The 12,534-nt window shown below is 70.1% G+C and carries 11 protein-coding genes; 9 read left to right on the forward strand and 2 right to left on the reverse strand.

What is annotated here, in order from left to right:
* The first annotated feature begins 13 nt into the window (after positions 1 to 13).
* The 9 genes from QRN16_RS15165 (at position 14) to QRN16_RS15205 (ending at position 9,713) form a co-directional block, all read left to right on the forward strand.
* Positions 14 to 1,645 (forward strand): Na+/H+ antiporter, encoded by a 1,632-nt coding sequence (locus QRN16_RS15165; RefSeq protein WP_222651013.1) that lies wholly within the window; start codon positions 14 to 16, stop codon positions 1,643 to 1,645.
* Positions 1,646 to 1,722: 77 nt separating this feature from the next.
* On the forward strand, positions 1,723 to 2,901 hold the full coding sequence (locus tag QRN16_RS15170; protein WP_502944018.1) for a lipase family protein: 1,179 nt from the start codon (positions 1,723 to 1,725) through the stop codon (positions 2,899 to 2,901).
* A gap of 29 nt (positions 2,902 to 2,930) precedes the next feature.
* Entirely contained in the window at positions 2,931 to 4,070 is a 1,140-nt protein-coding gene (locus QRN16_RS15175; protein WP_037184426.1) for a sensor histidine kinase, read from the forward strand.
* Between the two features lie 33 nt (positions 4,071 to 4,103).
* The gene (locus QRN16_RS15180) at positions 4,104 to 4,928 is read left to right on the forward strand and encodes a LytR/AlgR family response regulator transcription factor (RefSeq protein ID WP_051612976.1); all 825 of its coding nucleotides are present in this window, start codon (positions 4,104 to 4,106) and stop codon (positions 4,926 to 4,928) included.
* A 1-nt stretch (position 4,929) separates the two neighbouring features.
* Positions 4,930 to 5,286, forward strand: coding sequence for a hypothetical protein (locus QRN16_RS15185; protein WP_027504184.1), 357 nt, complete (start codon positions 4,930 to 4,932; stop codon positions 5,284 to 5,286).
* Positions 5,287 to 5,317: 31 nt separating this feature from the next.
* Positions 5,318 to 7,051 (forward strand): sodium/solute symporter, encoded by a 1,734-nt coding sequence (locus QRN16_RS15190; RefSeq protein ID WP_056446914.1) that lies wholly within the window; start codon positions 5,318 to 5,320, stop codon positions 7,049 to 7,051.
* 141 nt (positions 7,052 to 7,192) lie between these two features.
* Positions 7,193 to 7,555 carry a DUF485 domain-containing protein gene (locus QRN16_RS15195; RefSeq protein WP_027504182.1) on the forward strand — a complete coding sequence of 121 codons (363 nt, stop codon included), beginning with the start codon at positions 7,193 to 7,195 and terminating at the stop codon, positions 7,553 to 7,555.
* Positions 7,552 to 9,213 (forward strand): monocarboxylic acid transporter, encoded by a 1,662-nt coding sequence (locus tag QRN16_RS15200; RefSeq protein WP_231476145.1) that lies wholly within the window; start codon positions 7,552 to 7,554, stop codon positions 9,211 to 9,213. The genes QRN16_RS15195 and QRN16_RS15200 overlap by 4 nt, the downstream gene beginning before the upstream one ends.
* Positions 9,214 to 9,281: 68 nt before the next feature.
* Positions 9,282 to 9,713 (forward strand): type II toxin-antitoxin system Rv0910 family toxin, encoded by a 432-nt coding sequence (locus QRN16_RS15205; RefSeq protein WP_056446917.1) that lies wholly within the window; start codon positions 9,282 to 9,284, stop codon positions 9,711 to 9,713.
* Between the two features lie 3 nt (positions 9,714 to 9,716).
* Here the strand turns inward: QRN16_RS15205 and QRN16_RS15210 are convergent, their stop codons facing one another.
* Both QRN16_RS15210 and QRN16_RS15215 read right to left on the reverse strand, forming a co-directional pair.
* On the reverse strand, positions 9,717 to 10,448 hold the full coding sequence (locus QRN16_RS15210; protein WP_222641590.1) for an energy-coupling factor transporter transmembrane component T family protein: 732 nt from the start codon (positions 10,446 to 10,448) through the stop codon (positions 9,717 to 9,719).
* Complete coding sequence (locus QRN16_RS15215; RefSeq protein ID WP_285187952.1) at positions 10,445 to 12,433, reverse strand: ABC transporter ATP-binding protein; 1,989 nt, start codon at positions 12,431 to 12,433, stop codon at positions 10,445 to 10,447. Before QRN16_RS15215 ends, QRN16_RS15210 begins: the two co-directional genes overlap by 4 nt.
* Between the last annotated feature and the right edge of the window lie 101 nt (positions 12,434 to 12,534).

Genomic DNA, 12,534 nt, shown 5'->3' on the forward strand with positions numbered 1-12,534 from the left:
GGTAGTCGAGTCGATGGACGGGTGGCTCCTGCTTCTGGTGATCGTCGGGGCCGTCGTCATCGCCGGCTTCGCCAAGCGCCTCGATCTGCAGGTGCCCCTCGTTCTCGTCGCCGTCGGGTCGGTCGCCTCGTTCGTCCCCGGGCTGCCGCGTCCCGCTCTCGAACCCGAACTCCTTCTGGGCGTGATCCTTCCGCCCCTCCTGTACTCGACAGCGTTGAACTTCTCGTTCCGCTCCTTCGCGCACAACTTCCGCTCCATCGTCCGGCTCGGCGTCGGTCTCGTCGTCGTCACGACCGTCTCGGTGGGGTACTTCTCGTACTGGCTCGTCCCGGAGCTGACACTGGGCGCCGCCCTGGTCCTCGGCGCCGTGGTCGCGCCGCCCGACGCCGTCGCCGCGGTAGCCGTGGGGCGCAAGCTGGGTCTGCCCGCGCGCATGATGGCGATCCTCACCGGCGAATCACTCGTCAACGACGCGGCGGCGCTGACCCTGTTCACCATCACCGTCGCCTCCGTGACGGGAAGCCGGGTCGGCATCGACTCGCCGCTCCTGTTCTTCGTCTACGAGGTCGTGGGCGGCGTCGCCGTGGGATACGTGCTCAGCCGACTCGTGCGCTTCGTCCGCAGCCGTATGGCGGACAGCGCGCTGGAGACCGTGCTGGGCATCCTCGTTCCCTTCACCGCCTACCTCGCCGCGGAGCAGATCCACGCCTCGGGTGTGCTCGCCGTCGTCACCGCCGGATTCGTGCTCGGTTCGGCGCGCAGCGGCGACGCGATCCCGACGCGAATCCAGGAGCGGCACGTCTGGCCGACGCTCGATCTGCTCCTCGAGACCTTCGTCTTCGCCTACATGGGCCTGCAGCTCAAGTTCGTCATCGACGACATCAGCCGCGAGGGGCTGCCCGTCCACCACATCTTCCTGTACGGACTTCTGGTCCTCGCGCTCGTCATGGCAGTGCGTCCGGTGATGCTGTTCGCCGGCTCGGCGCTGCGACGCGTCTACCACCGGGCTCGATCGACCGAGGACGCGGAACTCACCTGGCGCCAGAACGTCGTCCTGTCCTGGGCCGGGATGCGCGGAGTGGTGACCCTCGCGGCGGCCGCCGGTGTCCCTTTCACCACCCTCGCGGGGGACGACTTCCCCGGGCGCGGAGTCATCCAGGCCATCGCCTTCACCGTGGCCGTCGGAACCCTGCTGATCCAGGGGGTGACATTGCCGCTGGTGATCCGACGGCTGGACATCTCCGACCCGGACGAGGCCCGGCATCTCGACGAGCAGCGCGCACTCGCTCGGCAGATCGCGCGCCGTGCGGTCGAGGAGTCGCTCGACGAGGCGATGACGAAGGTCGAGGGAACCGAGGCCGCCGAGGTCGTCGATCGGGTGCGCCGCGTGATGCTGGGCCGTCTCCGGACGGAGCAGGACGAGGACGATCAGGAGAGGGCCGCGCGGGCGCGGTCCTCCGGCGCGGTGTTCGATCGATGGCGGCGCACCGCACTGCGGCGACAGCGCGAGGCGTTGCTCGCCGCACGCGACGCGGGGGACCTCGACGACGAGGTTCTCGCCGCGGTTCTGGACGGGCTCGACATCGAGCAGGCCGCCACCGAGACACGGTTGCAGCGATTCATGGCGGAAAGAGGTCGAGAGTGAACGTGTGCAGGATCGGTTCGAGACCAGGACTGCGCGGCAGGGTCCCGGTCCTGCTGGGATCGGCACTGGCCGCGTCGATGCTGATGCTGTCGGGATGTGCGTCGTCGGATCCCGCGCCCAGCCCGGGGAACGACGCGACCACTGACGCGGCACCCCGCTCTCCCGCCCCCACGGGCGACGAGCGCGGCTCGCTGGTCGCCGACGTGCTCCTCGGTCAGGTCGACCAGGCGGTCACCAACCTCGGCGCCACGGCGCACCGCATCACGTACCGCTCGACGTCCGGGGTGGACGGCGGCGGTGTCGACGTCACGGGCACGGTGTTCGTCCCGGCCGGCGCACCGCCCGAGGGGGGATGGCCGGTCGTGTCCGTCGGGCACGGCACGACGGGTGTGACCGACGAGTGCGCACCGTCCCTCTATCCCAATCTGCTCGGCTCCATCGGCCTGGTCACGCCGATGCTCGAACGCGGCGCCGTCGTCGCGGTGACGGACTACGAGGGCCTGGGAACCGACGATCCGCATCCGTACCTGAACGCCCCGTCGGCCGGCCACGACATCATCGACGCTGTCCGCGCAGCGCGGAACGTGGCGCCCGGCAGCGGGACTCGCTGGGCGGCGCTGGGCGTGTCGCAGGGTGGGCAGGCCACCTGGGCCGCCGCCGAGATGGCCGCGGAGTACGGCGACGGGCTCGAGTTCCTGGGATCGGCCAACCTGTCCCCGGCCGCGGACATCAGCCCGATCGCCCCGGAGTCCGGACTGGGGCAGCTCACGTTGCCACAGAAGGCGATCATGCCGTTCGTCGTCGAGGGCTTCCTCGTGGACCATCCGGAGTACACCGACGCGGACTTCCTCAGCGGCGGACTGCTGGAGAACAAGGACGTCCTGTTGGCCTGCACGGGACCCCTGGCCGCCGGCAAGTTGACAGCCGCGGGATCCATCGGACCGGACGACGTGCGCCCCAGCTCGCCGGAAGCGTACGCCGCCATTCGAGAGTGGTTGTCGGACAACGCCCTACCGCAGGGGCGGGCCGCGGCGCCGATGATGGTGCTGGTCGGTTCGCGAGACGATCTCATCCTGCCGCAGTGGACCGAGGACGCGTCCCGCCGAGCGTGCGCGCAGGGCGACGTCATCGACTACCGGGTCCGGGCGGACCAGGGCCACGCCGACTCGGCCGCCAACATCGAGGGCATCGACTGGATCACCCAGCGGTTCGAGGGAACCGGACAACCGACGAACACGTGTGACCAGGTGCCGTGACAGCCACCACGGCGGTCGTCCTGTTGGTGATGGCCGCGGTCGTCGCCGGTGCGGTCGTCGTCATCACGCGCCGGGGGACGCGCCCGCTGACCACGCCCACCGAACGCGCGGTGCACGCCGCGCTGCACACCGCATCGCTCGCGGCACGCCCGTTGCGGCGGGGCCTCGACGCCGCGTCCGCGTCGGAGGCGGCGCCGCACCTGCGCACACTGACCGGCGCCGCCGCCGTCGTCCTGGCGGGACCGGACGGGACGGTGTTGGGCCACGACGGTCCCGTCGACGGGACCCTGGACGAGTTCCCCGTGGTCGCCCGCCGTGCCGTTGACACCGAGCGTCGGGTGCTGCTGCGCACCGCCGCGACCGCGGACGCCCCGGCACGCTCGGTGGTGGTGCAGCCGGTCCTCACCGAGGGCGCCGGCGTGGTCTGCGTGCTGGGCGTGGTCACGCTGGAGGAACCCGGTCCCGGTCTTCTCGGGGCCTGCACCGAGGTCGCGCGGTACGTCGGCGAGCAGGTCGAGCTGGCCGAACTCGACGCGAGCAGAGCACGCCTCGACCGGGCCGAGGTCCGGGCGCTGCGCGCCCAGATCAGCCCGCACTTCATCTACAACGCCCTGACGACCATCGCGTCGTTCGTGCGGACCGATCCCGATCGTGCGCGCGAGTTGGTCCTCGAGTTCGCCGACTTCACGCGCTACTCGTTCCGCACGGCGGGGGAGTTCACGGTGCTCTCCGACGAGCTCCGCAACATCGACCGGTACCTCACGCTCGAGCGCGCGCGTTTCGGTGACTCCCTCGACGTGACGGTGCAGATCGCTCCCGAGGTACTGGGAGTGGTGTTGCCGTTCCTGGCGCTGCAGCCCCTCGTCGAGAACGCGGTGCGCCACGGCGTCGCCGGCCGGGGACGCGGCCGCATCACCGTCATCGCGGCGGACGCGGGTACGGACGCGGCCATCAGCATCGAGGACGACGGTGTCGGCATGGATCCGGAACTGCTGCGCTCCGGCGACCTGGGATCGGAGGAGGGGGTGCACGTCGGACTCGCCAACGTCGACGACCGGTTGCGCGCCGCCTTCGGCAACGACTACGGCCTGGTGGTGGAGACCGCGCCGGACGCCGGCACCAAGGTGAGTATGCGGATCCCGAAATTTCGGGCAGGCATCCGGCCCTGACGTGCGCGCGCGACATGGCACGATGAAGGCGCCATGAGCCCCACCCATGCCACCGAGGCGACCACGCCCGCCGCTGCCGACCGGCCCCTGCGGCTGCTCGCCGTGGACGACGAGCGGCCGGCCCTGGACGAACTCGTCTACCTGCTGCGCCGCCACCCGGCGGTCGGATCGGTCGAGGGAGCGAGCGACGCCACCACGGCGCTGCGCATCCTGCGCGACGCGCCGGTCGACGGTGTCTTTCTCGACATCGACATGCCCGGACTCGACGGCATGGAACTGGCCGGAGTGCTGAGCAACTTCGCCTCACCGCCGGCGGTCGTCTTCGTGACCGCCCACGACGATCGCGCCGTCGCCGCCTTCGAGATCGGGGCCGTCGACTACCTCCTCAAGCCGATCCGCGACCAGCGCCTGTCCGACGCTGTCCGCCGCGTCGTCGACAAGAGGTCCGGCGCGGTACCGGGTCCCGCGGGGCGCAGCGACCAGGACGACGTGATCCCGGTGGAGCTCGGCGGTGTGACGACGATGGTGCCGCGGTCCACCGTCGTCTGGGTGGAGGCCGAGGGCGACTACGCCCGGCTGCACACGACGACCGGCACCCACCTGGTGCGGATCGCCCTCTCGACGCTGGAGTCCCGCTGGGCCGACCACGGATTCCTGCGCGTCCATCGGTCGTACCTCGTGTCCGTCGGCCAGGTCGGGGGGACCCGCACCGTCGGGTCCGGACTGGTGGTCTGCCTGCGCGGCACGGGTGCCTGCCCACCCGTCGAGCTCCCGGTGAGCCGTCGCCACACCCGCGAACTCCGCGATCGGCTCGTCCGCGGCCCACGAGCGGCACTCGCCGGACAGCACCGTTCCTGAGATGGCGGCGCAGCGAGAGAAGGTGGTGTTGGCCCAGCGCCGCGGTGCACGCATCGTGCGCACCCGGGTGGAGGTCCAGGAGCAGACCGAGGTGGGCGAGGCCATGATCAACGGCCTGGTCCGCGCACAGTTGGCGCTCGCGTTGCGCACCGCGGCCGTCGTGGTCCTGATCCTCGGCATCGTCCCGCTGGTGTGGGTGTTCGCGCCGGCCGCGGGTACCGCACGCATCGCCGGCATCGGGGTTCCGTGGTGGGCACTCGCCGTCGCCGCGTACCCGGTCCTGCTGGTCGCCGGGTACCTCTTCGTCCGTTCGGCCGAGCGCAACGAGCAGGAGTTCACCGAACTGGTGGAGGACTGATGGCCGGCGCTCTCACGTCCGGCACGCGCTGATGGTGTCCGTCCCCACGGTGCTCGCCGTCATCTTCTCGGCTGTGGCCACCGTCGCGGTGGGCGCCTACGGAGTCCGGTTGGCGCGCACCACCTCCGACTTCCTCGTCGCCTCCCGCAGCGTGGGTCCGCGGTGGAACGCCGCGGCCGTGTCCGGTGAGTACCTCTCGGCCGCATCGTTTCTCGGGGTCGCGGGCCTGATTGCCAAGTACGGTGCCGACGCACTGTGGTACCCGGTGGGCTTCACGGCCGGGTATCTCGGGCTGTTGCTGTTCGTCTCGGCGCCGCTGCGACGGTCCGGTGCGTACACGGTGCCGGACTTCGCCGAGTTCCGCCTCGGTTCGGCGCGGCTCCGCACGTTGGCCATGCTGGTGGTCGCGGGGGTGTGCGCGCTGTACCTCGTCCCGCAGCTGCAGGGCGCCGGGCTCACCCTCAACATCCTTCTCGGCGTTCCCAGTTGGGTCGGCGCGGCTGTCATCGGAGTGATCGTGATCCTCAACGTGGTCGGCGGCGGCATGCGCTCCATCACGTTCGTCCAGGCGTTTCAGTACTGGCTCAAGCTGACGGCCGTCGCGGTACCGGCGCTGGTGCTCGCGGTGCATTTCGCGGCCGATCCGCGCGAGATGGGCACCCCCGCACCGCCGTCCGTGGACACCGCCACGACTGTCGACATCAGTACCGACGTCGTCGTGCAGGTGCAGGAGAACCTCGACGTCGTGGTCCGCGGCACCGTCGACGGCGCCGCGGTGGACGGACCGACGACACTCGACGCGGGCGACCACACCCTGCAGTCGGGCACGGTGCTCGAACTCGAGGCCGGATCGCCGGTCCCCGTGGTGGCGGGCGCACCGGTCGAGGGCTCCGACTGGCTCTCGCCCGGCAACGGTTTCGGTGGTCCCTTCCCGCTGTACCAGGTGTACTCGCTGATCCTCGCCACGTTCCTCGGCACGATGGGGCTGCCCCACGTCCTCGTGCGCTTCTACACCAACCCGGACGGGCCGGCGGCCCGCTGGACGGCGCTGACCGTGGTGGGTCTGCTGTCGGTGTTCTACCTGTTCCCGACGGTGCTGGGTGTGTTCGCACGCCTGTACGTTCCCCAGTTGCTGATCACCGGAGCATCCGACGCGGCCGTGCTCCTGCTGCCGTCGGCGGCCATCGACGGGGTGCCGGGGCTGCTGCTCGCCGCACTCGTCGCCGCGGGCGCGATGGCGGCGTTCCTGTCCACGTCGTCGGGACTGCTGGTGACCATCGCCGGAGTGCTCAGCACCGACGTCCTGCGCGGCCGGGTACGCGACTTCCGGATCGCCGCGATCGTGGCCGGCACCGGTCCGCTGCTGCTGTCGGTCGGGCTGGTGACGCTCGACCTCTCCCGCACCGTCGGGCTCGTGTTCGCCGTCGCGGCGTCGACGCTGTGTCCGCTGCTGGTGCTCGGCATCTGGTGGCGCGGTCTCACCGCCGCCGGGGCCGCCGCGGGGCTGATCGTCGGCGGCGGGGTCTCCACGGCCGCCGCATCCCTCGCCGTGCTCGGCGGGGTGTCCGACCAGCTCCTGGGTGGGTGGGCCGCGGCGATCGTCGGCTACCCGGCGGCGGTCAGCGTGCCCCTCGCCTTCGCCGTCATGGTGACGGTGTCGCTGGCGACTCGCTCCTCGATACCGCTGGACATCGGCCGCATCATGTCGGCCATGCACGCACCCGAACGCCTCGGTCTGGGCGTGGAGCGACTGCGCAAGCAGTGAGCGGCACGACCGTTCGTCCCGCCCGGCAGACCGTTCGGCGCACCGGCGCGCTGCTCGGCGTGTGATCGGCGCCACGCCGTATCGGTGTGATGGTGGTCTCACTACCGTCATCCGAGTATCTCCCGACACGTAGGAGCACCCGTGACCACCGCACAACCCCATTCGGGCGCACACCCCGAACCCCGGACCCCGTCCCCCCAGGACTTCGTCGACATGCAGGCCACGCCCGAGTTCCAGGAACTCAAGAAGCGCCTGCGCGGCTTCGTCTTCCCGATGGCCGCCTTCTTCCTCATCTGGTACACGACGTACGTGCTCCTCGGGGCGTACGCACACGACTTCATGGCCACCCGCGTCTTCGGCAACATCAACGTCGGACTGTTGCTCGGACTCGGACAGTTCGTGACGACGTTCGCCATCACCGGCATCTACGTGAAGTTCGCGAACCGTGAGCTCGACCCCCGTGCCGCGAAGATCCGCGACGAACTCGAAGGACCCCTCCAGTGACCACCTACTCTGCCGCGCAGCAGTTCCTGGCCCAGCAGACGATCGAGGCCGAGACCGTCGGCAGCCCGCTCGTCAACATCTCGATCTTCGCGGTCTTCGTCATCGTGACCATGGCCGTGGTGATCAAGGCCAGCAAGAAGAACGCCACCTCCGCGGAGTTCTTCACCGCGGGCGGCGGCTTCTCCGGACCGCAGAACGGTGTCGCCATCGCCGGTGACTACCTCTCCGCGGCGAGCTTCCTCGGCATCGCGGGCGCCATCGCCGTCTACGGTTACGACGGCTTCCTGTACTCCATCGGTTTCCTCGTCGCGTGGCTCGTCGCCCTGCTTCTCGTCGCCGAGATGTTGCGCAACACCGGCAAGTTCACGATGGCAGACGTGCTGAGCTTCCGCCTCAAGCAGGGCCCGGTGCGTACCGCGGCCGCGCTGTCGACACTCACGGTGTCGTTCTTCTACCTGCTCGCGCAGATGGCCGGAGCCGGCGGCCTCGTCGCACTGCTCCTCGACATCTCGGATCGCACGGGACAGTCCATCGTCATCGCGGTCGTCGGCGTCCTCATGATCGTCTACGTCCTCGTCGGCGGTATGAAGGGCACCACCTGGGTGCAGATCATCAAGGCCGCGCTGCTCATCGCCGGTGCCGGTCTCATGACGGTGATGGTGCTGGCCAAGTTCGGCTTCAACCTGTCCGAGATCCTCGGCAGCGCGCAGACCATGGTCGGCGACTCGGTCTCCGAGACCGTCGCCGCGCGTGACGTTCTCGCCCCCGGCGCCCAGTACGGCGGCTCGGCCACGTCGCAGCTGAACTTCGTCTCGCTCGGTATCGCCCTGGTGCTCGGCACGGCCGGCCTGCCGCACGTGCTCATGCGCTTCTACACGGTGCCCACCGCCAAGGAAGCCCGTCGCAGCGTCGTGTGGGCCATCGCGCTGATCGGTGCGTTCTACCTCTTCACGCTGGTGCTCGGCTACGGCGCCGCCGCCATCGTCGGACCGGACCGCATCCTCGCCGCGGCCGGCGGTCAGAACGCTGCCGCACCGCTTCTCGCGTTCGAACTCGGCGGCGTGATCCTGCTGGGCGTCATCTCGGCGGTCGCCTTCGCGACGATCCTCGCGGTCGTCGCCGGCCTCACCATCACCGCGTCCGCGTCCTTCGCTCACGACATCTACGCCGGTGTCATCAAGAAGGGCAAGGTCGACGACAAGAAGCAGGTCCAGGTCTCTCGCATCACCGCCGTCGTCATCGGCATCCTCGCCATCGGTGGCGGCATCCTGGCCAACGGACAGAACATCGCCTTCCTCGTGGCGCTGGCCTTCGCGGTCGCCGCGGCGGCCAACCTGCCGACCATCCTGTACTCGCTCTTCTGGCGACGCTTCACCACGCGCGGCGCGCTGTGGAGCATGTACGGCGGTCTGATCTCCACCATCGTGCTCATCATCTTCTCCCCGGCCGTGTCCGGCTCGGCGACGGCGATGATCAAGGGCTCGGACTTCGCCTGGTTCCCCCTGTCGAACCCGGGCATCGTCTCGATCCCGCTCGCCTTCATCCTCGGCATCGTGGGAACGCTGACGAGCAAGGACAACGAGAGCACCGACAAGGCGGCGGAGATGGAGGTGCGATCCCTCACCGGCGTCGGCGCCGAGAAGCCGGTCGCTCACTAGCATTCGTCCTGGAAGTTCGGACACGATGCGGGCCACCGCGGGTGTCGTCACGCGCTAGTGTTCACGGCGTGGCGAAACTCGAGGTGGTCCGCATCGTTCCTCTGTCCGCGGAGGATGCCTGGAACGGCGCATCCGATCTGACGCGGTACGAGGAATGGCTCAGCATTCACGACGGGTGGCGCAGTGACCTGCCCGCCGAACTGTCCGAAGGCACGCAGATGGCGTCCGTGGTGTCGGTCAAGGGCATGCGGAACCGGGTGCAGTGGACCGTGAAGAAGTACTCCCCGCCGCGCGAGCTCGAACTGAAGGGCGCGGGCAAGGGCGGGGTCAAGGTCTCGCTGAAGCTCACCGTCGCGGAGAAGAAGGACGGCTCCGAGCTGAAGATGACGATCGATCTCGGCGGCGCGCCCCTGTTCGGTCCCGTGGGATCCGGTGTGGCGCGGGCGCTCAAGGGCGACATCGAGAAGTCGGTCGACACGTTCGTCACCGTCTTCTCCTGAGCGTCAGGACAGTACGACCCCCGTCGCGCACGCGGCGATCACCAGCACCAGGGCGACCGCGTCGGATCCGTGCGGGCGACGTCGGCCCGATGTGATGCTGCCGCTGCCGCCGCGCACCGCGATCGCCTCGCCCATGTCGGCCGACCGCCGGATGGCCACCGACATGATGGCGGCCATGATGTCGATGAGGAATGTGTCCTGCGTCTTGCCGCTGCGCGTGCTCTTGCGGGGTCGCAGCTTGCGTGCGGCCACCAGCGTGTAGACGTCGTCGACCAACATCGGCAGCGACCGCAGCAGCAGAGCCATCGAGACGGCCCACTCGTCCACGGGCGCACCGACTCTGCGCAGGGGCGACAACAGAGTGGCGATGGCCGGTGCGATGTCCGCCATCGACGTCGTCCAGGCCACGGTGAGCGTCGCCCACAGCAGCACGACGCCGAACAGGATGCCGCGGAAGTAGATCCACACGGCGTCGACGCCGACCACCACGTTCACTGCGGCACCGAACGCGACCAGTCCCCAGAGCCACCACGGCGGTACGGGGATCGCGAACACCGGGACCCGCGCGGCGATCGCCGCGAGCAGCAGGACGACGGACACCGCGGCGAGCATCGGCCAGGTCGGGTAGACCACCAGCGACCCGCCCAGCAGCGTGACCGCCACGAGTTTCGTTCCCGCCCAGAGTCGGTGGACCGACGTCTCCCGCGGAAGTTCGCGGAGCAGTGTGCCTCTCACCGGGTCGCTCCTCGTTCGATGGTGTCGTTCGTGGACTCGGGCGCCACGGTGCCGTGGTCGAGCACGACGGTGCGCGAGCGGACGGACGCCAGGGTGTCGACGTCGTGCGAAATGATGACGAGGGTGAGCCCCGTGCGGCGCAGATGGGTGAGCAGGGCGGTGATCTCCCGTCGACCCGGCGGATCGAGTCCGGCGAGCGGTTCGTCGAGCACCAGGACGTCCGGCTTGCCCACCAGAAGTCCGGCCAGCGCGACGCGCCGCATCTGCCCGCCACTCAGTTCGTCGACACGCGCGCCCGCGATGCGGCGATCGAGTCCCACCTGGTCGAGGACACGGCTGACGTCGATGGTGCCCACGTCGGTTCCCCCCGCGGCCTCGATGTCCTCGGACACGGTGCGGCGCTGCAGTTGCAACCGAGCGTGCTGGAACGAGAGCGCGACGGTGCCGACGGCCGACGACGTGGCCTTGCCCGAGAGCTCGCACGTGCCCTCGGAGGGCTTCGTCAGGCCGGCCATGATCCAGGCCAGCGTGGATTTGCCGGAGCCGTTGCCGCCGATGACGAGCAACCCCTCGCCGCGATGCACCGTGAGGTCGATTCCCTCGAGCGCGCGGGTGGCCCACGGACCGCGTCGGTCGTACACGTGTCCGACGCCGCGCAGCACCAGTAACGGTGGTCCGGGCGGCGGCAGCGGATCCGTCCGTAGCGGAGTCGACGACATCCAGTTCGGGTCGTGCATCACCCGGCGGCCGCGGTGGAGCCGTACGACGTCGTCGGCCAGTGCTGCCTCGGTCGCGCGATGGGTGATGAGGACGACGGCCATGCCGTGGCGACGGGGGAGCCGGGCGAGCAGTTCGACGAGATCGCGCTGACCCTCCGGGTCGATCATCGCGGTGGCCTCGTCGGCGACCAGCAGCCGTGGTTCGCGAGCCAGCGCCGCGGCGACGGCGAGGCGCTGCAGTTCGCCACCGGACAGGCTGCCGGTGTCGCGCAGCCCGTACCCGGCCAGGCCCACTTCGGCGAGCAGGGCCTCTACACGGTCCGGTGTCGGCCGCGCCGCCGCCGGCAGGCCCCACACGACGTCGTCGGCCACGCGGGTACCGAGGATCTGGGACTCGGGATGCTGCAGAATCATCGCGGTTCCGCCGATCAGGCCGAGCCCGGTGGAACCCGTCCGGTCGATCCGGCCGCCCGTCGGCTCGGTGCCCACCAGGATGCGAGCGAGGGTCGACTTGCCGGATCCGTTGGCGCCGACGACGGCCACGAAACGGCCGGGCACGATCTCGAGATCGAGTGGGCCCAGCGCGTCGTCGTGACCGCCCCGGTAGCGGTAGGTCACGCCCGTCAACCGCACGGGCACGGGGTGCGGTGCGGCCGCGTCGTCGGGGGTGATCACGACGTCGGGCAACTCGCCCCGCGACTCCAGCTCGCCGAGGCGGGACAGGGTGGCGCGCAGCACCCACCACGCGACGACGCCGCTGACGGCCGTCGACATCAGCGCCGAGACGAAGACGAGCACCCACCAGTACCCCAGGGCGAAGGAGGCGTAGTCGGCCACGGCGGTGGCGACGTCCTCGGCGGGTGCGATCCTGCCGACGATGTCCGCGCTGCCGCGGATCGAATTGTCGAGGACGGTGAGGAACAGCTCGCGCAGTCCGCTGAGGATCAGCAGCATCAGCACGGAGAGGGCGCCCACCACGGCGCCGGTGAGCAGCGAGAGGGTGAGCACCGACGTGAACCCACGTCCGCGTCGGACGCTCACTCCCACGATGCCGGCCAGCACTCCGGAGATCGTCATGGTCAGCGCGGTGCCGAACCCGCCCGCGACGAACGACACGAGCATGCCGGCGGTACCGGCGACGGCCAGTGCCCGCAGGCGGTGGCGGTGGGCGATGACGGCCAACGGGACGACGGCGACGATCTGCAGCGCACCCGCCACGGGAATGAGGGCGCCGATCACCGAGAACGCGACGGCGAGGGCGGTCATCACCGATCCGGTCGCGAGTTCGTCCGGGTGTAGCGTCTTCGTACCGCGACCTGTGGCCGTCCTGGATCTCACCCCTCGAGTGTGCCACCGGCGTGTCCGGT

The sequence above is a fragment of the Rhodococcus sp. MEB041 genome, assembly GCF_030208955.1.
Lineage (GTDB): Bacteria > Actinomycetota > Actinomycetes > Mycobacteriales > Mycobacteriaceae > Rhodococcoides.